We start from the raw sequence: 21,486 nt of genomic DNA, 5'->3' as shown, positions 1-21,486 counted from the left end.
CAAATTGGTGAACTTTAGGTGTTATCCCATGTTGACTGATCCGAATTTAACCGGCGTGGAATTGCCGTCCATTGAGTTGTTGCAAAAGTTTGATGTTCCGGCTCCTCGCTACACGTCTTACCCAACCGCAGACCGTTTTAACAAAAACTTTACAACGGACGATTACGAAGAAGCTCTCGCTAATCGTGAGGCGGATAAACCACTCTCCTTGTACGTGCACATTCCATTTTGCAATGACATTTGCTTTTATTGCGGATGCAATAAGCAAGTGACGCGTGACCATAGCAAAAGTGCCGAGTATTTGGATGTTCTCGACAAAGAAATTGAATTGGTCAAGGGAAAAATCAGCGGCAAGACAACGGTCAGCCAACTTCACTTCGGTGGAGGCTCGCCCACCTTCCTCAATAATGAGGAAATTGAACGGCTGATGGATTTGATCACCAGTCGTTTCCCGTTGGAAGAGGGAGGGGAATTCTCTATTGAGGTTGATCCCAGGACTTGTCCGCCGGAGAAAGTCCAGACACTCGCTAAAGTAGGTTTGAACCGTATGAGCTGCGGGGTGCAAGATTTTAATCCGGACGTGCAAAAAGCTGTCAATCGCATTCAACCCTTTGAGATGACTCGCGATACGATGCAAGCTGCGCGTGAAGCGGGTTTTCATTCCATCAACATGGATTTGATTTACGGGTTGCCGAAGCAGACGAGAAAAAGTTTTGAAAAAACGCTTGATCAAGTGTTGGAACTTTCGCCTGACCGGATAGCCCTTTATCACTATGCACACCTGCCGAATCATTTCCCGCCGCAGCGTCGCATCCTAGATGCAGATTTGCCGGGTACGGTTGAAAAGGTTCACATCATGATGGATGCCATCACACGGCTGACGCAAAATGGCTATCGTTACATCGGGATGGACCACTTCGCCAAGGTAACTGATGAATTAGCCATTGCCCAGCAGCAAGGCAAGTTGCAACGTAACTTCCAAGGCTATTCAACTCGTCCCGATTGTGACATGATGGCTTTGGGTGTCTCCGCTATTAGCAATGTACATCACTGCTATGCCTGCAATCCCCGTGAATTGCCGGCCTATTATGAAGCCATTCGTTCCGGACGTTTAGCGACAAACCGTGGTTACAAATTAAGTGATGAGGATCAGCTTCGCCACGCCGTCATTATGACCATCATGTGTCAATTTAGGATCGTTAAGGCAGAAATTGAAGCTCGCTTTGGGATTAATTTTGATGAAACGTTTGCCTACGAACTTAGGAAATTACAAAACTATCAAAAGGTGGGCTTTGTTGAACTAACACCGGAAGAAATTGTTGTAAGTCCTAAAGGTAAGATTTTCGTCAGAGCGGTCGCCATGCAATTTGACCGTTATCTTCGCGAATCTGATCGAGCAGGCGGTTATTCAAAAATCGCTTAAAATGCATGAGGGCTACTTCCTTTTAAGAAGTTAGCCCTAACGTGTTGACGTTTCGTGCGGATCATGACCCAAACAATGGCCGACACGAGCATTAGATCAAGTCTAAAATCGCCCGTGAAAGACACACTGATTTGTGTCATAACCAAGGTGCACGAGGTTTGAGAGTCGAGCATAACTTCACCTCATGTAAAAAGACTTAGCCAGTGTTCGCGCACTGGCTTTGTCGTTTCTAAACCACTTACGTGGGCCCCTACGGCTTTCGCCGTAATCTTTTTTGCGCGCAGAAATTGAAAGATTCGGCGGCAAGGTTTCAGGCCGAGGTGAGTTAACCAAAGAAAGCTGACCAAAGCTAAAAAAATTTTAAAAATGTTTAAAAACGCACAAGGGCTACTCCTTTTTCAGAAAGTAGCCCCAACGTTTTAACGTTTCGTGCGGATCATGCCCCAAACAATGGCTGACACGAGCATTAGATCAAGTCTAAAATCACCCGTGAAAGACACACTGATTTGTGTCATAATCAACGTGCACGAGGTTTTAAAGTCAGGCATAACTTTACCTCATGTTAAAAGACTTAGCCCAGTTAGCCGCTGGGCTTTGTCGTTTCTACACTCCATTTCTGGAGACCCCTACGGCTTTCGCCGCAATCCTTTTTAGACGCGTCAACATGAAAGGTTGGGCGCAAAGATTTCAGGGCTGAGGTGAGATAGCCAAACAATCCCACTTCGTGACGAGCGGTATTTTATCAAAAATAAATTAGATATGGCTCTTTTTTTGATGTTGATTTTTGCTATCAATCAATGCTATCTAGCTTAAATAACTGAAATAATTGACTATATTTATAAATAAAATGAACGTATTCTAAGATTGATAATTAAAAAAGGCGTCAAACAAAACATTGCTTAACGCCTCATTTCTGCTGAGCGGTCGGACAACTTTGTTAGTGTGGTAGTTGATTAAAAGCTTGATTTAAGTCTTCAATCAGATCAACCGGATTTTCTAAGCCAACCGCAATCCGAACCATCCGCTCAAATGGCATAGGTGTCTGGTTCCGAGTTCCATAGCTTTGAATCAGAAGACTTTCAAATCCGCCCCATGAGTAGCCTCGACCAAAAATTTTGAGAGCATCAATCATAGGGGCAAGCTTATTGGCGTAACGCTCCTTAAATACAACTCCGAAAAGTGAAGTGGCTCCGGAGAAGTCACGCTTCCAGATTGGGTACGATGGGTCCGTCGGCAGGGCAGGCCACAAAACACGTTCAACTTCTTCTCTTTGTAAAAGCCAGTCAATAATTTGTTTTGTGCTCTGAGCGGCCGCTTTAACACGGACAGCCATTGAGTGAAGCCCTCTGTATGCCAGGTAAATGTCATCACAACCGGTTGTTTGTCCGGTTTGTACAAAAGTACGATAGGCTTGAGGCCAGGTTTTGGCATTGCAGATGACAACGCCCATCGTCAAGTCGGAGTGACCGCCAATGTATTTGGTCGCCGCATGAATGACAACGTCAACGCCAACGTCAAGGGGTTTAAAGAAAAGAGGAGTCGCCCAGGTGTTATCAATAACACTGATGACTCCTTTTTCTTGGCAGGCTTTGGCAATGGCAGGCACATCGGGCATTTCAAACGTATGGGAGCCCGGGGTTTCTAGCATGACAAGGGCGGTATTGGCCTTAAAAAGTGAAGCGATATCAGCACCGACTGAAGGCGCGAAAAATTCAACTTCCACCCCCATTCGACGCAATACTTCTTCGGCAAACTCTCGAGTCGGTCCATAAATGGTATCGATTAAAAGCGCGTGATCGCCAGCCTTTAAAAAAGCGAGAAGAGGAATGGTGCAAGCCGCAAGCCCTGACGGGAAGGCCCAAGCCCCGGCGGCATTCTTACCTTCAAGCGCGCAAAGCGCTTTGTAGAAAGCATGGTGAGTCGGAGTGCCATATGTTCCATAAGGAATTTTGTCCTCAATCATGTCCCGCTCGTGCATAGCACGATTCATCATGTCTTCGGCAGACTTATGCAACACTGTCGATGCTCGGATAACCGGCGGATTAACAAAATCGTAATCATCGGAAATATGCCGACCGGCATGGACCAAAAGTGTCTCTTCTCGCACCAGATAAACTCCTGTTAAAAAATTAATTTAACGTCTATCTTTTTCTCGACGGTCCGGACGATGGCCCTTTTTAGGGCGAGGCGGTTTCTTATCCTTATCGGGTTTGGGCGGGCGTTTCTTTTCATCCCGATCCTTACGCTTTTTGTCTTCGTCCTTCTCGCGCGGCCCCTTCCCATAGCGCTCTTTTCGCCAATCACGTCCGGCTTTCTCTTCCTTATAACGCCACTCTAATTCCTTGCGCCATTCGTCGCGCGTATAGCGTTTGTTGTTTTCGCGATCGTAGTAATACTTTCCGTCCCAACGACCATCCTTATCGTGACGCTCCATGAAGTCTTTCATTGCCTTGTCTTTGACATTGGAGAGAAATTCGCCAAGCGGACTTTTCTCTTCGGCAAAAGCCTTGGAGCCAAGAAAAGCTAAACCTAAAGCGGAAGCTATAAATAATCGTCTAGTAACGCTCATATTGACTTCCTTGGGTTAAGTTTCCCTCATCAGTAATATCATAGGCTTGAAACGAAAAAAGGACTGTTTGAAATTGTTGCCAAAAAGATTGTTAGTGCCTTGGTCGAATGCATGGATTCAGTGATATTGTCCCCAGCTAGTGTAAAAATGACTAAAATTAACAAATTCGCTCCTAAGATTTGAAAAAAGCTTGGGAAAACCATTTTTTATGAAAAGAGACTGATTATGAAGACTTCGCAAATTCGCGAGACCTTTTTGAAGTTCTACGAAAGCAAAGGTCATACGATTGTGCATTCCAGCCCTGTGGTGCCGGGCAATGACCCGACACTGTTGTTTACCAATGCAGGTATGAATCAATTTAAGGACGTGTTCTTGGGCTTTGACAAGCGTCCTTACACCCGTGCAACGACCGCTCAAAAGTGTATCCGCGCAGGCGGTAAACACAACGACTTGGATAATGTTGGCTATACCGCTCGTCACCACACCTTCTTCGAAATGTTGGGTAACTTCAGTTTCGGTGACTACTTCAAGCACGATGCAATCAAATTTGCTTGGGAGCTCTTGACACAGCACTTTCATCTTCCGGCTGAAAAGCTCTGGGTCACGGTCTACGCTGAAGATGACGAAGCTTATGACATTTGGAATAAAGAAGTGGGAGTGCCCGCTGAACGCATTGTTCGTATCGGTGACAATAAGGGCGCTCGCTACATGTCGGATAATTTCTGGATGATGGGTGATACCGGTCCTTGCGGTCCTTGCTCAGAAATTTTTTACGACCACGGTGAAGAAGTTCAAGGCGGCCCTCCGGGAAGCCCAGACGAAGACGGTGACCGTTATATCGAAATTTGGAACCTGGTGTTCATGCAATTTAACCGTGACGAAAACGGTGTGATGCACAAACTGCCGAAGCCTTCCGTGGATACAGGCATGGGTCTTGAACGTATCGCTGCTGTGCTGCAGCACGTTCACAGCAACTATGAAATTGACCTCTTTAAGAATTTGCTGGCAGCGGCAAAGAAAGCCGTTGAAGAAGCCGGTGCCACCGATGTGGATCCCGAAAGTCCCTCTTTGAAGGTGATCGCCGACCATATTCGCGCCTGCACGTTCTCTGTTGCTGATGGTATTTTGCCGGGCAACGAAGGTCGCGCTTATGTGCTTCGCCGTATTTGCCGTCGCGCTATCCGTCACGGCTATAAGCTCGGTGCGCGCAAACCCTTCTTTGCCGGATTGGTGGATGCCGTGGTCACAGAAATGGGTGAAGCCTATCCTGAAATCAAGAATCCGAAAATTAAGACGATTCTTGCCAAAGAAGAAGAACGTTTTGCTCAGACGCTCTCCCAAGGCATGCAAATGCTCGAAGATGCCATTGCTGAGACGAAGAACGGCGTTTTGGATGGTCAGGTCGCCTTTAAGCTTCACGATACCTACGGTTTCCCGGTTGATTTAACGGCAGACGTCTGCCGTGAACGTGATATGACGGTGGACATGGATGGTTTTGACGCCGCCATGCAAGAGCAACGCGACAAGGCTCGCGCCAGCGCTAAATTTAAGATGGCCGCAGGCCTTGAATACAATGGTCCGGATACGGCCTTTACCGGTTATACGGAAACCGAAGGCAAGGCTGCTAAGGTCATTGCCCTTTACCTTGATGGTGAGCAGGTTGAAGAAGTGCCGGCAGGCGATGACTGCGTTGTGGTTTTGGATTCCACGCCGTTTTATGGTGAAAGCGGTGGTCAAGTCGGTGACACCGGTGTTATGAAAAATGACACGACTATTGTTCGTGTGATTGATACGCAAAAGATTAAGGCAAAGGTAACCGGCCATCACGCCCATGTGGAAGAAGGCCATGTGAAAGTGGGTGACGTGTTTGATGTTGCAATTGACGCCGAACGTCGTGCAAGCATCCGCCGCAACCACTCGGTTGCTCACTTGCTCCAGTACGCATTGCGTGAAGTATTGGGTGATCACGTTCAACAGCGTGGTTCTTGGGTTGGTCCCGATGTGACGCGTTTTGACTTCACTCATACGGAAGCCATGACTGTGGATCAAATCCACGCAGTGGAAGATATCGTTAACCGTGAAATCTTGGCTAATACTGAAGTCTGTGTTCAGGAAATGCCGATTGAAGAGGCTAAGAAGACGGGCGCGATGATGCTTTTCGGTGAAAAGTATGGTGCGACTGTCCGCGTGGTTAAGATTGGTCCTTCTTGTGAACTTTGCGGTGGTACTCATGTTGACCGTACGGGCGATATCGGTTCCTTCAAGGTCTTAAGTGAATCGGCGATTGCTGCGGGTATTCGTCGTGTGGAAGTGACAACCGGCATGAACGTTGTGGCTTTTACACGTAAAGAAGAAAATACGATTCACGAAGTGTGCGCTGCTTTGAAGTCTCCGGTTGATGTGGTGACTGACAAGGCCCACGCCGTTTTTGATACGGTTAAGAGCCTTGAAAAAGAAGTGACACGCCTGAAAGAAAAGATTGCCCAAATGACGGCAACCACGTTGGTTTCTTCTGCCAAGGACTTTAATGGCTACAAGCTCCTTGTTACTAAGGTCGAAGGCATTGAAGCCAAGGCTTTACGCTCAATGGCAGAAGGTTTGCGCGATCAATTGGGTGAAGCCATTGTGGTGTTGGCGAGCGTAAACGACGGTAAGGTGCAGATTGTGGCTGGTGTGGCTAAGTCGCTTACCTCTCGTGTGAAGGCTGGTGAATTGGCCGGATTTGTTGCCTCCAAGATGGGCGGCAAAGGCGGTGGAAAACCCGATTTAGCTATGGCGGGCGCTCCGAAGGCAGAAGGCCTCAATGAAGCGTTAGCCTCGGTTGAAGGTTTTCTGCAAGGCAAGTAACCATGCATTTTGACGAGCAAATCGATACAAGGGGCACAAAGTGCCCCATGCCGGTGCTTAAAACGAAAAAGGCTTTGGCCAAGATGCAAACCGGTGAGGTGCTGATGGTTTTGGCAACCGATCCGGCAAGTGTCGCCGACTTAGCTCAATTTGCCTCGCAGACCGGACACAAAATCCTTTCGCAGGACGAAGTGAACGGTGAGTGGCATCACTATATCGAGCACAAATAGTCGTTGTACTCTAAAAAAAACTCGACGTTGGTTTTTATCCTTCGTCGAGTTTTTTCTACTTAAGAATGACTAATCGGCATTAACATCGCCAAAAATATCAACCCACATGGGCCAGATCGTGCCATAGGCGACGGTAGTCAAGAAAAATGCAATCGGCATGAGAACAAAGATTGAAAGATCGCCGATACCTAAAGATTCAGTGATAAAAATGACTGCTAAGGCACAAAGCACTGTGAAGCCGAAAATGAGAATGAGCAACACCACGATAGCGAGCCAATTTCTTAAGCAGCCGAAGAAGGAATAAAAAATAGCTTTCCCAACCGCCATGTTTTTCCAAGTAACCAAGGCGGGCGCAAACCAGGTCGCCATCTGTCCTAATGCGTAGATGATAACGGTGACAACGGCTGCTGACCACGGGAAATTGGCATAAACAGAATCCCAGTTGAGTCTGCCGTCAACCACTTGCCACTGACTGACCTCATCAACAGCCATAAAAATGTAGAGGTAATTGGCGACTAACAGAAAAGCCGCATAAATCACTCCGACTCTCATCAGTCGGGAGCGTTTAAACGGATCCTTAAAAAGTTCAACCAAAACACCATACGACGGTTGTCTGCCTTCGTAGGCCTCTCGAGTTCCTTCTATGATGAGCATTGTTCCGAAAGGCATAAAAAAAGCAGCGACAACGAGGCCAAACATCGGCAATGCTCCCAAAACCGACATGGTGAAAACGTAGAAAATACAAATACTCACCATACCGAAAGGGGCCTGGCGGATGGCGCTCAGGCCCTGACGGAGCCACTTAATCGGCGAGGAAAAACTCGCAATGTGACCTTGCATGCTTTAGAACCCGAAATTGATGAACTTAGGTGTTCCGAGCGTGTCTTTGCTGTGACCGGGGTTTGTACTGGGGCGGTCAGAGCGGTTTTCAACCGTATAAGGAATTTGTGTGCTACCGGGCGTCACAACGTATTCTGTGATGCGGTTGTTTTGATCGCGAACTTCTTCAATTTCTGTGCGCTGGGAACGGCGAGTGACTTTGCCTTCTTCGCGGTCTTTGCGAGCTTTGGCGTAGTCAGCATCCGTTGGCGCTAAGTCAGGATTGACATCATATTGACGCGCTTTTTCTGAAATTTTGTCGTAACTTGTTGCACGGCGAGGAGCCTTCACCTGGTCTTTGGCCGTTTGAGCATCGGCTTCACTGATTTGGGGCGGTGCACTGATCGGAGCAGCGATGGCGGGAGACAAAGCTGCAGAACCCAGTGTTAAAGCGGCAAGGGCAGAGACTAAAAGTGTTTTTTTCATAACTTACTCTCGAATTATTTTTATTCGGTTTCTACTTTGATTATAGGTGTTGGATTGTACCGAAGGAGAAAAAATTTGAAGTTAATTTGTTTAGTTTGAAAGAAGAAGTACAAAAGAATTATTGCAAAATAAAAATTTCAGCTCTTGCATAAGTTATGATCACAAAGGTGATTTTTTTCTGTAGCGTTGCCTAAATTGTTGTCTAAGTGACTAAAACAAAAAAACTAGTATGAAGTTGCCAGGAAAATTCCTTAGCTTTCTCTACAATCAAAACTTATTTGTCTTGTTTTTTCTGCGATTATGAAAACGGTTTTATTGGTTGACGGTTCTAATTTTCTTTATCGAGCTTTCCACGGCTTGCCGGATTTGAGAACAAGCGCGGGCGAACCTACAGGAGCGATCAAGGGTTTTGCCAATATGCTCAAGATGATTCGCTCCATGATAAAACCGGATTACGCGGCCTGTGTTTTTGATGCGCACGGCGGCACCTTTAGAGACAAAATTTACGACCAATACAAAGCTAATCGTCCTCCAATGCCTGATGACTTAGCCTGTCAGGTTGAACCGATTTTCTCAATGGTAAAAGCGCAAGGCTGGCCTTTTTTACAAGTGCCTGGCATTGAAGCCGATGACGTTATCGGTACTTTGGCCAAACAAGCCGAAGCGAAAGGATTCAAGGTCTTCATTGCCACAGGTGACAAAGACATGAGTCAGTTAGTCACTGACAACGTGTTTATTCTCAACACCATGACGCGCCAGATTTTGGATGTGGAAGGGGTAAAGAACAAGTTTGGTGTTGCGCCTGATCGAATTATTGATTATCTCTCTTTAATGGGTGATGCAATTGATAATGTTCCGGGTATTACAAAGTGCGGCCCAAAGACTGCTGCTAAATGGATCAACGATTTCGGTGGATTGGATGAGATTATCCGTCGAGCCGATGAAGTAAAAGGCAAGGCAGGAGAGTATCTTCGAGAGGGCGTGTCTTTCTTACCTACTGCTCGCGCTTTGGTGACGATTAAGACTGATGCCGATTTATCTGATTACGTTCAAAATGCTGATGTTTGTTCATTGACCTTTAAAGACGAGGACACCGAATTTTTATCCGGTTTTTACGCCCGTTGGGAAATGCAGCAAAGTAAAAAGGCTGTTGAAAAACGAATGCCGCAAAAACCAAAACCGGTGATCGTTGATACGACAGCGGATTTATTTTCCAGTATTCCGGCTGAACCGGAAGTAAAAACCGTGAGCCGTGAAGAGGTTGAACTGAAGATCATTCATTCCGTCGATGAACTTAAAGCATTAGCCGAGCAATTGCAAAACACAGATGCCATGGTGGCTTTCAGTCTTTTGTGTGATCCCTCTGATGGGATGCATGCAAAAGTAAGCGGCATCGGTTTTTCGTTTGGTGAGGAAAATGTTTACGTTTCGTTTGCTGCGAATAAAACGGATGCGCTTGAGGCAAAAGACGTCACCAACATTTTGGGGCAGTGGTTTGCATCCGACAAGCCCAAGGTGAGTCAGCAATGCAAATATGCTCGTCATGCGCTTGCCAACATGGGGATCGCGCTTAACACGCATACGGAAGATGTCACACTGTTGAGCTACGTGATTGAAGCGCACATGAAGCATGAATTAGCCAATTTAGCGCTTCGCTGGCTCAAAACGGATGTGCCCGCTTTGGAAGACTTAATCGGTAAGGGGGTTAAGCAACTTAAGTGTGAACAGATTGATACAGAAGCCGCCGCTCAGTTTTGCACGCAAAGGGCCCGTTCCATTGCTCAACTTTTTGTGTTGATGCGCGCAAGGGTGGATGGTGACGCAGGACTTAAATCAATTTACGAGACGATTGAGTTGCCCACGCAAAATGTTCTTTTCGAGATGGAAAGAAACGGCGTTTTGATTGACTCCATGCGTTTAGGGGCGCAAAGCGACGCTTTGGGTGATGAGATTGTGAAACTGGAGGCAAAGTGCTGGGAGATGGCTGGGCAACAATTTAATGTTGCAAGTCCCAAACAACTGTCTCATATTCTTTTCGAAGTTTTGCAGATTCCCGTCCCTCCTAAGACTAAGAAAACAGCAACGGGCGGTTACAGTACCAATGAAGATGTCCTTCAGCAATTGGCTCTTGACTATCCGTTACCCAAAGCCATTTTGGAATACCGTCGTCTAAGCAAATTAAAGAGTACTTACACGGATAAGTTACCGTTGATGATTTTCCCGAAAACCGGTCGGGTTCACACCACATTCGGTCAAACCACTGCCGTGACAGGACGTTTGGCATCGAGTGATCCCAATTTGCAAAATATTCCTGTGCGAACCACAGAAGGCAGACGCGTCCGAGAAGCCTTTGTGGCGCCAACAGGAAGCGTTATCGTTTCGGCGGACTATTCTCAGATTGAGTTGCGCATCATGGCCCATTTGTCGGCTGATGCGGGTTTATTGGATGCTTTCCACAAGGGATTGGACATTCACCGTGCGACAGCGGCCGAAGTGTTTGGTGTTACTCTCGATAAGGTCACACCTGATCAAAGACGTACAGCCAAGGTGATCAATTTCGGATTGATCTACGGGATGAGCGCTTTTGGTTTAGCTCAAAATTTAGGAATTGAGCCTCAGGCGGCAAGAAATTACATTGACCGCTATTTTGCACGATACCCGGGAGTGAAAGCCTACATGGAGAAAACCCGAGCCCTGGCTCATGAGCAGGGGTTTGTTCAAACGGCTTTTGGCAGACGACTGTGGTTGCCTGACATTACGAGCTCCAGGGCGCCGGTGCGAGCAGCGGCAGAGCGGGCGGCTATTAATGCGCCGATGCAGGGAACGGCCGCTGATTTGATTAAAAAAGCCATGATTGCCGTTGAGCGTTGGATTGAAGACAACGGACTAAAGACACTGCTGGTTTTGCAAGTCCACGATGAATTGGTGTTGGAAGTGCCGCAAGAAGAGTTGGAAAAAGTGAAAGAGGCATTGCCGAAATTAATGCAAGGAGTTGCTCAATTAGCTGTTCCTCTCATTGCGGAAGTCGGCAGCGGGGACAGCTGGGAATCCGCTCACTAAGAAAAAGGCCTTCGAAAACAGAAGGCCTTTTTCAAAATTTCTTAAAAACTATTGGCATTGACCGGCTTTTTCCGGTTCATATTGAGCCAAGAGTTTTCCGTTTTCATCCCAGAACATCAAACCTTTTTCGTTTTGCGTCAGGTAACGCGTGGCTTGCAACATATTGAGAAGCTTACCTTCAAGCTTCATCGCATCAGGTGAACACATTCTGCGCGTGGTGGCAGCAGGGGCGAAGGAGAATTTCTTACCTTCTTGTGTGTAGGTTGTATTGAAAAGATTGCAGCCTAAATTGCCTGCCACTTTGGAGTCATCCAAAAAGTCCATGACGGGTGGTAAGTTTTCACAGTTCGCTTCGTCTTTAGCACTCGGTTCTGAGCTCACAAGCTGCCAGGATGTACCTTGAAGATTTTTAGCAGCTTCTCCAGCCAAATCGTCGGCAGGGCTTTTTTCCGTGCATCCTGTTAATGCCATGACACATGCTCCTAAAAGGGCGATGAAAGATTTTTGCATAATGACCTTTCCTTTAAAACTCAGTTGAGATCGTAGCTGAAACGTTGCAGAGACTCCAGTTTTGTTGCATCTTGTTGCCAACTTCAAAAAAAAGGCTAGGGATTTTTTAAAGCCCTAGCCAAACTCTCTCTTCTCTTGTTCCGGAGGACCAGCTCTGCTTGTCTCTCACGACTCTAACTTTACAGGTCCTGGGTTTCGAATACCGATTCAAAATGTATTCGCTCGCAACTAAATATTTCAGAGCGAAGGCATTGGAAAGCTAATTTCTCAAAAATATCTATTAAAAACAAGGTGTTAAATATTTTTAACAGGCCTGTAAAATTTGCATATTGTTAAGCTTTTGTATTCTGGCGCTTTGTCAGCATGGTGGCAGTGACCCCGGCGACCATAATCACAAGGATGCCGATTTCAGTAACAAGCGACAGTTCATCGTTAAAGAAGAACCAACCCATGAGCTCGGCCATGATGATGGCAGAAAATTGCAGACAAGAGCTCAATAGCACATTGCCTTGGCCAAAAGCTAATGTCAGGGAGCATTGTGCAAGCGTGGCGCACAGTGCCATGCCAATTAAGTAGATCACGTTATCGGAAGTGATCGGTGAAAGGCCGCCTTCAATAAAAAAGTTACCTAATAAACCGTAGACCGTACCAAACACGGTGAAATAAAAAACAATGCGCCAAGATGGCTCTTTAAGTTGTCCCAACTCTTTAATTTGCCAATAGGCGACACTGCCTAAAAATCCTGAACTCAACGCTAAAAATGCGCCCAGCATTTCCCCTGAAGAAAAAGAGGGACGAAGAACCAATACGACTCCGCAGAAGCCAAGCAGAATGCAGCCCAACAATCCCCACGGCATCGGCTCTTTTCTCATTAATAAGAAAACAACCATGAATGAGGACATAAAAAGAGGCGAGGTGTAATTGAGAGTCATTGAGGTGCCAACAGGCAACATTGTCAGCGACAGAAACCACAGGGACATTGAGAATGTACCGATAAAGCTTCGCTTAAAGTGTCCGAAAAGGTACGGCGTTCGAATGGTGTAGCCGCGGGCGCGGATAAAGCTGTAGAGCAAAATGACGCCAGCAAGCGAGCGGTAGAAAATCAATTCAAAGGTACCGAAATCTTCGGCTCCCATCTTCACAAAAACGGCCATCAATGAAAAGAAAAAGGAGGCCGACAACATCCAAAGCGATTTCATTATTGACAAACTTGATTCAAAAAAACGAATTTTAAAGTTATTTTTCTGATTAAAAAATTGATCGATATAGATTGTTTTACGTAGGCAAGTCGGCAAAAAAAGTGCAAAAATAAAAATCGTTCAATAGGAACTGACATGAAATATTTATTTGTTGCCCTTAACCATCATCAACATTCGCTTGAGTAGTCTCTGGCGAGTGATGAGGTTTGCGCCGGAAGACGAAAAGAAATCTTTCGGTGGCAACAAAAATAAAATCCATTTTCATAAAGACGCCTCCGAAAGAATTTCGGGGGCTTTTTATTACGTCCTTCGTTTTCCGGTTCAAAAAGGTCGACAGATGATTTTTGGAAAGGAAAAACGATGCCTGAAAATTCTCGTTTACGTATTGCGCTTCAAAAGTCCGGACGCCTGTCTGACGATTCTTTAGATCTTTTGGAGCAGGCAGGGCTGAGGGTTCGCGTTAGAGCTCAGCGTTTAATTGCCATTGCGGAAAATTTCCCCGTAGAAGTGCTGTTAGTGAGAGATGACGATATTCCAGGACTTGTCATGGATGGCACGGTTGACATGGGTATTGTCGGGGAAGGTGTTTTGGAAGAAACAAAGCTTGCCCGCGAAGCTTTGGGCCGGGAAGCTGCCTATACCGTGAGCCGCCGCCTTGATTTCGGAGAGTGCCGTTTGGGTATCGCTATTCCGTTAGATAAACCCTGGAAAGGTGTATCCGATTTAGAAGGACTTCGCATTGCGACCTCTTTTCCGAATCTTTTAGGCAGGTGGATGCGTGAGCAAGGCGTGAAATTTAAAACCTGTATCTTGACGGGTTCTGTGGAAATCGCGCCGCGCGCAGGACTGGCTGATGCCATTTGCGACCAAATCTCAACCGGCGCCACCCTGGAAGCCAATGGTTTAAAAGAAGTGCAAACGGTTTTTCGCTCAAAAGCTTGCCTCATTGAACGCAAGGGTGAGTTTTCAGATCAAAAACGTGCATTGATGGACATGATCTTGGCCCGCATCGACGGCATTCTCATGGCTCGTGGCTCTAAGTACATCATGCTTCACGCGCCTAAAGATAAAATTGAAGAGGTTGTGAGGCTGCTGCCTGGAGCAGAACACCCGACGCTCTTGCCCATGGCCGATGATGACTCAAAAATTGTTATGCACATGGTGAGCCGTGAGACGCTGTTTTGGGAAACGATGGAAAAACTCAAAGCGCTGGGCGCAAGCTCAATTTTGGTTCTGCCGATTGAAAAAATGTTGAAGTAAGAAAGGGGAGTGGAAATGTCTGTAATGAAAGCCGTTATTTGGAATGATTTGACGGAGAAAGAACAAGCCGAGCTTTTAATGCGGCCTGCGGTTCTGGCCGGGGCTGATATTGCCAAAATCGTGGATGCCATTGTGGCCGATGTGCGGGCAAGAGGAGACGATGCTCTGCGGGACTACGCGGCCAAATTTGATAAAACAGCGCTTACAACCATTCGAGTCAGTGAAGAAGAAATTGAAGAGGCCGAATGTCGTTTGTGCAACGACATAAAAGAGGCCATGCAGTTAGCTGTCAAAAATATTGAAGCTTTTCACCGCGCTCAGGCACTCAAACCGGTAGAGGTGCAGACGATGCCCGGGGTTACGTGCCGTCAAGTAACGCACGCCATTGATTCAGTGGGTTTGTATGTGCCGGGCGGTACCGCTCCACTTTTTTCAACCGTGATGATGTTGGCGATTCCAGCCAAGATTGCCGGTTGCCGCAAAATTATTTTGATGTCGCCGCCTAAAATTGCCGATGAAATTTTGTATGCTGCCAAACTGTGTGGGGTCACAGAGATTTATCAATCCGGCGGTGCTCAGGCGATTGCCGCTATGGCCTTTGGTACGCAGAGCGTGCCGAAGGTGATGAAAATCTTTGGCCCCGGCAACGCTTTTGTAACGCAGGCCAAGCGTTTAGTGAGCGAGTGTGCTGACGGTGCGGCTATTGATATGCCGGCTGGTCCCTCCGAGGTATTGGTCATTGCCGATGCGGCGGCCAATCCAGCCTTTGTTGCAGCCGATTTGCTCTCTCAGGCCGAGCATGGCAAGGATTCGCAAGTGGTTTTGGTGACACCTGATCAATCATTGGCAGAGAAAGTCGCGCTGGAGGTTGATGTCCAGTTGCAGCAGCTGCCTCGCAAAGCCATTGCAGAGGTAGCACTATCGATGAGCCGTATTATTGTGGCTGATGATTTGGATGCGTGCGTTACGATCTCCAATCGCTATGCTCCTGAACACTTGATATTGGAAACGCGAAATGCAAGAGAGCTCGTCAACAAAGTGCGAAATGCGGGCTCGGTATTTTTAGGCGATTGGTCCACGGAAAGTGCCGGCGACTACGCTTCGGGTACCAACCACGTCTTGCCGACCTATGGGTACGCTAAAACCTATTCCAGTTTGGGGTTGGCTGATTTTGAGCGCCGTATGACCATTCAGGAGGTTACGCAGGAAGGCCTTCGCGCCTTGGGGCCGGCGATTGAAAAATTGGCTCAGGCAGAAAAGTTGGACGCACACAAGCGAGCAGCTTCTATCCGTTTGGAAAAACTTAATGGAATTTAAATCATGGATATTCGTTCATTAATGCCCTCTTTTCTTAGAACATTGATCCCCTATGAATCTCCCAACGAGGGGGCGCCAGAGGGGACGGTGTGGCTTAATACCAATGAGTACCCAACGGCGACCAAGTACGAGATGCGGTTTGAAACATTAAACCGTTATCCTCAAGTGCAACCGGCTTTATTTCGCAACCGCTATGCGCAATATGCCGGCGTAAAGCCCGAAGAGGTGCTGGTGACCCGAGGGGCCGATGAGGGCATTGAATTAATTATCCGTACGTTTTGCACGCCTTTTAAGGACACCGTGCTTTACGCATTGCCGACCTACAGCATGTACGGTATCAGTGCGAAGACCTGTGGCGCTAACGTCTTGACGGTTGAGGCAAAGAAATCGCTCGGTTTGGATACTTTGGGATTATGCAAGGCGTTAGCACAAAACCCGGACATCAAAGTGGTCTTTTTGTGTAATCCTAATAATCCGACGGGGAATACGGTCAGCCGCGACGCGATCATTCGAGTGTTGGAGGCGGCTAAAGACGCCATTGTTGCTGTTGATGAGGCTTATATTGAGTTTTGTCCGCAAGCCACTATCGTGGATTTAATCGAAAAATACCCCAATCTGGCGGTCATTAGAACGCTCTCGAAAGCTTTTGCCTTGGCCGGTTTACGCTGCGGGATGATTTTGGCGCAGGAGAATTTAATAGCGGCTTTGCGTAAGGTCATTGCCCCTTATCCAGTGCCCGAGCCTGTTGCGGCCATTGCAGCGCACGCTCTTTCTGAAGGCGGTATTGCCGCGATGAGGCAACGTGTAGAACTGATTCGAGGAAATCGGACGTATTTGAAAGAGTCTCTGGCCAAAATTCCCGGTGTCCGTTCAGTCTATCCGTCACAAACAAACTTTGTGCTTTTTGAAGTTGATGAACCTGAAAGAATCTATAAAAGTCTTTGGGAAAAGGGCGTTGCGATTCGGGAGCCTGGCTCTGACAAGGGCGTGCTAAGAGTTTCTGTCGGAACAATCGGAGAGTGCAAATTGTTTATCAATAAATTAACACAGGTACTTCAGGAGGCAGCTTCATGAGTCAATCCAAATTTCTTTTTATTGACCGAGACGGAACACTCATTGCTGAGCCTGAAGATTTCCAAGTGGATCGGTTTGAAAAATTTGTACTGGAGCCCGACTGCATTGCCGCATTGCAAAAACTTCGTGATGCAGGATGGGAATTCATAATGGTTTCCAATCAAGATGGATTGGGCACGGAAAGTTTCCCCAAAAAGGATTTTGAAGGACCACAAAATCTTTTACTTCAGATCTTAAATTCTCAAGGCATCTATTTTCGCGATGTTTTGATTTGCCCGCATAAGCCCGAAGATCAGTGCGAGTGTAGGAAACCGAAAGTGGGGCTGGTGAAAAAATATTTGGAATCGGGAGAAATGGATTATGAGCGCTCCTTTGTGATCGGCGATCGGCTCAGTGACGTCGAATTAGCCGTCAACATGGGCTTAAAAGCTTTTTTGTATAGCCGAGATAATTGGAACTGGACGAGTATTGCCGAGAAAATACTCTCCTTTGGACTTCGTCGTGCACAGATTGAACGTAAAACAAAAGAAACCGATATTCGCATTTTTGTGGATTTGGATCACTCAATGGAGTCAGAAATTAGCACCGGGATAGGCTTTTTTGACCATATGCTCGAGCAAATTGCTACGCATGCCGGCATCACGCTAAAGATTTCTGTCAAAGGCGACCTCCAGGTCGACGATCATCACACGATTGAAGATGTCGGATTGGTTTTGGGTGAAGCTTTAAAACAGGCTCTCGGAGATAAAAGAGGAATTGCGCGCTTTGGTTTTATGCTGCCGATGGATGAATGCCTTGCCCAATGTGCCTTAGATCTTTCCAATCGACCCTATCTGGTTTATAGCGCAACTTTTAAGTACCAGAAGGTAGGGGATATGTCCACGGAAATGATTGAGCACTTCTTTAGGTCACTGTCTCAAACACTGGGCTGCACCCTGCACTTAAAGACAACGGGAGACAATGATCACCATCGAGCAGAAAGTCTCTTTAAGGTATTTGCCCGCGCACTGCGGGAAGCTATAAAAATTGAAGGCAATGCACTGCCCTCTTCAAAGGGAGTACTTCAATGAAAGACATCGTGATTTTGGACACTGGATGCTGCAATTTGACCTCTCTTTTGGCGGCCGTGAAGCGCCTGGGTGTTGAACCGCTTGTGACAGCAGAGCCCGCTCAAGCCAAACGCGCATCCCGATTATTTTTGCCGGGAGTGGGAACAGCGCAGGCCGCCATGCGTGAGTTGCAAAAAAGGGATCTGGTTTCTTGCATTACGGAAAGTCGTTGCCCTGTTTTAGGTATTTGCCTTGGAATGCAGCTTTTGGGGGCAGAGAGCGAAGAGACAGGTGGCGTGAAAATGCTAAATGTGATTCCGGAATCTGTCGGCAAACTTCAGGTGGGAAGACTGACCTTACCTCACATGGGTTGGAATCGCGTTAAACCGATTATCAAGGATCCGCTTTTTGAAGGACTTGACAGTGAGTTGGGTGAGTACTTTTATTTTGTTCACAGCTACGCCTTCAATTTGAATTCTTACACCATTGCGAGCACCGAGTATGGAGTGACATTTTCCGCTGCCGTGCGTCAAAAGAATTTTTGGGGTGTTCAATTTCATCCGGAGCGCTCTGGCGCGGCAGGACTCAAACTGCTGAGAAATTTTGTTGAGGGCGACCTATGAAAAGCGCCAACAATATCATTGCTTCGGTTGATTTGATTGATGGTTCTGTTGTTCGGTTACAGCAGGGTGACTACGGAAGACAGACTCGCTACCGTGTTGATGCGCTTGAACAATTAAGTCGCTACATTGAAGACGGCTCCCGCAGACTTCATATTGTGGATTTAGACGGTGCGCGTGACCCTGAAAAAAGGCAGACCGCTTTTATTGCTCATCTGGTTAAGGAGCTGTCAGTGCCGGTTCAGACCGGAGGCGGGGTACGTACGGAAGCCGATGTTCGTGGGCTGCTCGATGCCGGTGTCGCGCGAGTCGTTCTGGGATCCGTAGCTGTTAGTGATCCTCAAACAGTTTCCCGATGGTTTCAATCGTTTGGTGCAGATCGCTTGGTTTTGGCTCTTGATTGCAAAATCGATGAAAAGGCAGTCCCCAGGGTGGTCACTCAGGCCTGGCAGAAGGCGTCTTCCTTTACTGTGGCTGAGATGATTGAGGGCTATTTGTCTGTCGGTTTGAAACATGTCTTATGTACTGATGTGGCAAAAGACGGTCTACTAAAGGGCAGTAATGTCAAGCTTTATCAATGGCTTTGTCAGTGCTATCCGGGATTGCGCGTTCAGGCATCGGGCGGCATTGGCTCTTTAGATGACATACGAGCCTTGTCCGCAACGGCAGTGGACGGAATCATTATTGGTCGTGCTCTTTTGGAAGAAAAATTTACGGTAAAGGAGGCCATTGAATGTTGGCTAAACGCATCATCCCCTGTCTAGATGTTAAAGATGGACAAGTTGTCAAAGGCGTGCGTTTTCGCAACCATGAGATCATTGGCGATATTGTCTCGCTTGCTAAACGGTACTCCGAAGAGGGGGCCGATGAATTGGTTTTCTATGACATCACTGCCTCTTCTGACGGACGAACAGTTTCTAAAGATTGGGTGAGACGGGTCGCAGAAGTGATTGACATTCCTTTCGCAGTGGCTGGTGGTATTCGCAGTGTTGAAGAGGCCGGCAGAATCCTTTCAATGGGAGCGGACAAAATTTCAATTAATTCGCCGGCATTGGCTAATCCCGGATTGATTACCCAATTGGCTGACGAGTTTGGAGTGCAATGCGTGGTGATTGGCATTGATTCGTGGTACGACTCGCAAAGCGATACTTATTGGGTCAATCAATTTACCGGTGATGAAAGTAAGACGCGACGCACGAGTTGGAAAACGCTCGATTGGGTGCGGGAGGTGCAGTCTTTGGGTGCCGGCGAAATCGTTCTTAATATGATGAATCAAGACGGTGTACGGGAAGGCTACGATATTGAGCAGCTGAAAAAAGTTAGAGCCATTTGTCAGGTGCCATTAATTGCATCAGGGGGCGCCGGCAAACGGGAACATTTTTTAGAGGCTTTTAGTGAGGCTCAAGTTGACGGTGCATTGGCGGCGTCGGTATTTCACAAAAATATTCTCAATATCGAAGAACTTAAAAACTGGTTAATCAGCCAAGGCGTTGAAATGCGCAAGGCCTATGGAGTTAAAAATGCTTAGTAATGAAGATTTAAAGCGTTTGGATTTTGAAAAAGGCAATGGTTTGATGCCTGCTGTTATTCAAAATGCGGTCTCAGGCAGAGTATTAATGCTGGGATACATGAATCGTGAAGCCTTGGATAAAACTATCAATTCGGGAAGAGTCACATTTTGGTCGCGGTCTAAAAATCGTTTGTGGACAAAAGGTGAGACAAGCGGAAATTTCTTGGATTTTGTTGACGTTGCTCTTGATTGTGACGGTGATTCACTGCTGATATTAGCGAATCCTCAAGGACCGACGTGTCATTTGGGAAAAGAGAGTTGCTTTGGTGATTTGGCTCCTGCTCACGAATTCTTGGCCAGGCTTGAAAAAATTCTGGCTGAGCGGAAAACCGCATCGCCAGAAAGCTCTTACACCGCTTCTCTTTATGCCAGAGGAACAAAAAGAATCGCTCAGAAAGTCGGAGAAGAAGCGGTTGAAACAGCATTGGCTGCGACTGTACATGACCGGGAAGAGACGATTAACGAGGCCTCTGATTTGCTTTATCACCTGTTGGTTCTTTTGCAGCAGGAGAATTTGGATTTAGCCATCATCACAGAAAACTTGAAAAAGCGCCACGAAATCAGGAAAAAATAATCATTGAAGTTCAAAGGCTTTCTGTCAGGTTATTGATCTGTCGGAAAGCCTCTTTCAGACTCGCTGACCTTCGATATTGAGTAAAAAGCGCTTGGCCTCAAAACCACCGCCGTATCCGGTAAGCGTCTTATTTGAGCCAATAACGCGATGGCAGGGGACAATAATCGATAAGGGATTCTGGCCAACTGCGCCGCCAACGGCGCGAAGAGCCCTTGGTTGTCCTATTGCTTGAGCGATGTCAGCATATGAAACGCACTGTCCGTAAGTAATCGTTTGCAAAGCCCGCCAGACCTTTATCTGAAAAGGCGTCCCGATCAGTTCAATCGGTAGGTCAAACTGCTTTCTTTTCCCTTCGCAGTATTCTTGCAGTTGATCAATGGTGCAATCAATGACCGCCGTCGTTGCTTCTTTAAAAGGAAGATTAAGTAACTTTTCAAATCGGTTAAGAATCGTTTGATGGTGCCAACCGTTTAACCAGTCAGTCATCACTAATTTATTGTCTAAGGAGGCGACAATCATTGGCCCGCAGGGTAATTTCCATTGACGGTAAAAAATAGCTCTATCCATTTTTAAATTCACAGAAGTTGCAGAACTTTTTTACACAAAAAGGATTATATGAATCAATCATAGCAGTCGCGCCGATAGGTGCAATTCTGCTAAAAACTTTGAAGTGTGAAGCAGTGTTCTCTTATTTGGGTGGCAAGGAGCGGTGAGAGCTAAAAAAAATCACTGATTTTTATGATTTAAATTGATATACACTTGCCTGAAACGGTCTTTTTTGGCTTTTACACTAAGTTAAATCAAATAAGCTTGACCTCTCATTTTTATGAAGAGGAAGTCAAAGATTCTTAAATGCAAACTTCAAAAAGCGATGATAGC

The 21,486-nt window shown here is 46.7% G+C and carries 20 protein-coding genes; 12 read left to right on the top strand and 8 right to left on the bottom strand.

Annotation, left to right across the window (positions count from 1 at the left end; all coding sequences use genetic code 11):
• The first annotated feature begins 28 nt into the window (after positions 1-28).
• A complete protein-coding gene (hemN, locus tag M3080_RS08185) occupies positions 29-1,423 on the top strand; it encodes an oxygen-independent coproporphyrinogen III oxidase (RefSeq protein WP_428982295.1) in 1,395 nt (464 codons plus the stop codon).
• Between the two features lie 419 nt (positions 1,424-1,842).
• Here hemN and M3080_RS09325 read toward each other — a convergent pair whose 3' ends face one another.
• The 3 genes from M3080_RS09325 to M3080_RS08175 form a co-directional block, all read right to left on the bottom strand.
• Positions 1,843-1,971 (bottom strand): hypothetical protein, encoded by a 129-nt coding sequence (locus M3080_RS09325; protein WP_283162578.1) that lies wholly within the window; start codon positions 1,969-1,971, stop codon positions 1,843-1,845.
• A gap of 389 nt (positions 1,972-2,360) precedes the next feature.
• The gene (gene metC / locus M3080_RS08180) at positions 2,361-3,530 is read right to left on the bottom strand and encodes a cystathionine beta-lyase (RefSeq protein WP_249092665.1); all 1,170 of its coding nucleotides are present in this window, start codon (positions 3,528-3,530) and stop codon (positions 2,361-2,363) included.
• A 27-nt stretch (positions 3,531-3,557) separates the two neighbouring features.
• On the bottom strand, positions 3,558-3,992 hold the full coding sequence (locus M3080_RS08175) for a hypothetical protein (RefSeq protein WP_249092664.1): 435 nt from the start codon (positions 3,990-3,992) through the stop codon (positions 3,558-3,560).
• A 225-nt stretch (positions 3,993-4,217) separates the two neighbouring features.
• Here M3080_RS08175 and alaS point away from each other — a divergent pair, with 225 nt between their 5' ends.
• Both alaS and M3080_RS08165 read left to right on the top strand, forming a co-directional pair.
• Entirely contained in the window at positions 4,218-6,839 is a 2,622-nt protein-coding gene (gene alaS / locus M3080_RS08170) for an alanine--tRNA ligase (protein WP_249092663.1), read from the top strand.
• Positions 6,840-6,841: 2 nt separating this feature from the next.
• Positions 6,842-7,069 carry a sulfurtransferase TusA family protein gene (locus tag M3080_RS08165; RefSeq protein ID WP_249092662.1) on the top strand — a complete coding sequence of 76 codons (228 nt, stop codon included), beginning with the start codon at positions 6,842-6,844 and terminating at the stop codon, positions 7,067-7,069.
• A 69-nt stretch (positions 7,070-7,138) separates the two neighbouring features.
• Here the strand turns inward: M3080_RS08165 and M3080_RS08160 are convergent, their stop codons facing one another.
• Positions 7,139-7,909, bottom strand: coding sequence for a BPSS1780 family membrane protein (locus M3080_RS08160; protein WP_249092661.1), 771 nt, complete (start codon positions 7,907-7,909; stop codon positions 7,139-7,141).
• Between the two features lie 3 nt (positions 7,910-7,912).
• Positions 7,913-8,374, bottom strand: coding sequence for a hypothetical protein (locus M3080_RS08155; protein ID WP_249092660.1), 462 nt, complete (start codon positions 8,372-8,374; stop codon positions 7,913-7,915).
• 300 nt (positions 8,375-8,674) lie between these two features.
• Between M3080_RS08155 and polA the strand changes: the two genes are divergently transcribed.
• The gene (gene polA / locus M3080_RS08150) at positions 8,675-11,434 is read left to right on the top strand and encodes a DNA polymerase I (RefSeq protein WP_249092659.1); all 2,760 of its coding nucleotides are present in this window, start codon (positions 8,675-8,677) and stop codon (positions 11,432-11,434) included.
• Positions 11,435-11,482: 48 nt separating this feature from the next.
• Here polA and M3080_RS08145 read toward each other — a convergent pair whose 3' ends face one another.
• Both M3080_RS08145 and M3080_RS08140 read right to left on the bottom strand, forming a co-directional pair.
• Positions 11,483-11,944: an META domain-containing protein gene (locus M3080_RS08145; protein ID WP_249092658.1), complete on the bottom strand. Its 462-nt coding sequence runs from the start codon at positions 11,942-11,944 to the stop codon at positions 11,483-11,485.
• 332 nt (positions 11,945-12,276) lie between these two features.
• Positions 12,277-13,128, bottom strand: coding sequence for a DMT family transporter (locus tag M3080_RS08140; protein WP_249092657.1), 852 nt, complete (start codon positions 13,126-13,128; stop codon positions 12,277-12,279).
• Between the two features lie 375 nt (positions 13,129-13,503).
• On the opposite strand from M3080_RS08140, the gene hisG reads away from it, so the two are divergent.
• The 8 genes from hisG to hisIE are packed head-to-tail and all read left to right on the top strand — an operon-like array spanning position 13,504 to position 20,607.
• Positions 13,504-14,403: an ATP phosphoribosyltransferase gene (hisG, locus tag M3080_RS08135; RefSeq protein WP_249092656.1), complete on the top strand. Its 900-nt coding sequence runs from the start codon at positions 13,504-13,506 to the stop codon at positions 14,401-14,403.
• Positions 14,404-14,418: 15 nt separating this feature from the next.
• Entirely contained in the window at positions 14,419-15,720 is a 1,302-nt protein-coding gene (gene hisD / locus M3080_RS08130) for a histidinol dehydrogenase (protein ID WP_249092655.1), read from the top strand.
• A gap of 3 nt (positions 15,721-15,723) precedes the next feature.
• The gene (gene hisC / locus M3080_RS08125) at positions 15,724-16,794 is read left to right on the top strand and encodes a histidinol-phosphate transaminase (RefSeq protein ID WP_249092654.1); all 1,071 of its coding nucleotides are present in this window, start codon (positions 15,724-15,726) and stop codon (positions 16,792-16,794) included.
• Positions 16,791-17,864 carry a bifunctional histidinol-phosphatase/imidazoleglycerol-phosphate dehydratase HisB gene (hisB, locus tag M3080_RS08120; RefSeq protein ID WP_249092653.1) on the top strand — a complete coding sequence of 358 codons (1,074 nt, stop codon included), beginning with the start codon at positions 16,791-16,793 and terminating at the stop codon, positions 17,862-17,864. Before hisC ends, hisB begins: the two co-directional genes overlap by 4 nt.
• Complete coding sequence (gene hisH, locus M3080_RS08115) at positions 17,861-18,466, top strand: imidazole glycerol phosphate synthase subunit HisH (protein ID WP_249092652.1); 606 nt, start codon at positions 17,861-17,863, stop codon at positions 18,464-18,466. Before hisB ends, hisH begins: the two co-directional genes overlap by 4 nt.
• Complete coding sequence (gene hisA / locus M3080_RS08110; RefSeq protein ID WP_022472624.1) at positions 18,463-19,227, top strand: 1-(5-phosphoribosyl)-5-[(5-phosphoribosylamino)methylideneamino]imidazole-4-carboxamide isomerase; 765 nt, start codon at positions 18,463-18,465, stop codon at positions 19,225-19,227. The genes hisH and hisA overlap by 4 nt, the downstream gene beginning before the upstream one ends.
• Positions 19,197-19,991: an imidazole glycerol phosphate synthase subunit HisF gene (gene hisF / locus M3080_RS08105; RefSeq protein WP_249092651.1), complete on the top strand. Its 795-nt coding sequence runs from the start codon at positions 19,197-19,199 to the stop codon at positions 19,989-19,991. The genes hisA and hisF overlap by 31 nt, the downstream gene beginning before the upstream one ends.
• Positions 19,984-20,607: a bifunctional phosphoribosyl-AMP cyclohydrolase/phosphoribosyl-ATP diphosphatase HisIE gene (hisIE, locus tag M3080_RS08100; protein ID WP_249092650.1), complete on the top strand. Its 624-nt coding sequence runs from the start codon at positions 19,984-19,986 to the stop codon at positions 20,605-20,607. The genes hisF and hisIE overlap by 8 nt, the downstream gene beginning before the upstream one ends.
• Positions 20,608-20,661: 54 nt before the next feature.
• Here the strand turns inward: hisIE and M3080_RS09320 are convergent, their stop codons facing one another.
• Complete coding sequence (locus tag M3080_RS09320) at positions 20,662-21,174, bottom strand: methylated-DNA--[protein]-cysteine S-methyltransferase (RefSeq protein ID WP_283162577.1); 513 nt, start codon at positions 21,172-21,174, stop codon at positions 20,662-20,664.
• Positions 21,175-21,486 lie beyond the last annotated feature (312 nt).

It is taken from the genome of Parasutterella secunda (genome assembly GCF_023336895.1).
GTDB classification, from domain to species: domain Bacteria; phylum Pseudomonadota; class Gammaproteobacteria; order Burkholderiales; family Burkholderiaceae_F; genus Aphodousia; species Aphodousia faecalis.
This window is presented reverse-complemented; position numbering and strand designations above follow the sequence as displayed.

Bases quoted from the DNA above. Each gene is read 5' to 3' on its own strand.
- hisD (WP_249092655.1), top strand. From the start codon at position 14,419: ATGTCTGTAATGAAAGCCGTTATTTGGAATGATTTGACGGAGAAAGAA.
- hisH (WP_249092652.1), top strand. From the start codon at position 17,861: ATGAAAGACATCGTGATTTTGGACACTGGATGCTGCAATTTGACCTCT.
- M3080_RS08155 (WP_249092660.1), bottom strand. From the start codon at position 8,374: ATGAAAAAAACACTTTTAGTCTCTGCCCTTGCCGCTTTAACACTGGGT.
- M3080_RS09325 (WP_283162578.1), bottom strand. From the start codon at position 1,971: ATGCCTGACTTTAAAACCTCGTGCACGTTGATTATGACACAAATCAGT.
- alaS (WP_249092663.1), top strand. From the start codon at position 4,218: ATGAAGACTTCGCAAATTCGCGAGACCTTTTTGAAGTTCTACGAAAGC.
- polA (WP_249092659.1), top strand. From the start codon at position 8,675: ATGAAAACGGTTTTATTGGTTGACGGTTCTAATTTTCTTTATCGAGCT.
- M3080_RS08175 (WP_249092664.1), bottom strand. From the start codon at position 3,992: ATGAGCGTTACTAGACGATTATTTATAGCTTCCGCTTTAGGTTTAGCT.
- M3080_RS08145 (WP_249092658.1), bottom strand. From the start codon at position 11,944: ATGCAAAAATCTTTCATCGCCCTTTTAGGAGCATGTGTCATGGCATTA.
- hemN (WP_428982295.1), top strand. From the start codon at position 29: ATGTTGACTGATCCGAATTTAACCGGCGTGGAATTGCCGTCCATTGAG.
- hisF (WP_249092651.1), top strand. From the start codon at position 19,197: ATGTTGGCTAAACGCATCATCCCCTGTCTAGATGTTAAAGATGGACAA.
- hisG (WP_249092656.1), top strand. From the start codon at position 13,504: ATGCCTGAAAATTCTCGTTTACGTATTGCGCTTCAAAAGTCCGGACGC.
- M3080_RS09320 (WP_283162577.1), bottom strand. From the start codon at position 21,174: ATGGATAGAGCTATTTTTTACCGTCAATGGAAATTACCCTGCGGGCCA.
- hisC (WP_249092654.1), top strand. From the start codon at position 15,724: ATGGATATTCGTTCATTAATGCCCTCTTTTCTTAGAACATTGATCCCC.
- M3080_RS08160 (WP_249092661.1), bottom strand. From the start codon at position 7,909: ATGCAAGGTCACATTGCGAGTTTTTCCTCGCCGATTAAGTGGCTCCGT.
- M3080_RS08140 (WP_249092657.1), bottom strand. From the start codon at position 13,128: ATGTTGTCGGCCTCCTTTTTCTTTTCATTGATGGCCGTTTTTGTGAAG.
- M3080_RS08165 (WP_249092662.1), top strand. From the start codon at position 6,842: ATGCATTTTGACGAGCAAATCGATACAAGGGGCACAAAGTGCCCCATG.
- hisA (WP_022472624.1), top strand. From the start codon at position 18,463: ATGAAAAGCGCCAACAATATCATTGCTTCGGTTGATTTGATTGATGGT.
- hisB (WP_249092653.1), top strand. From the start codon at position 16,791: ATGAGTCAATCCAAATTTCTTTTTATTGACCGAGACGGAACACTCATT.
- hisIE (WP_249092650.1), top strand. From the start codon at position 19,984: ATGCTTAGTAATGAAGATTTAAAGCGTTTGGATTTTGAAAAAGGCAAT.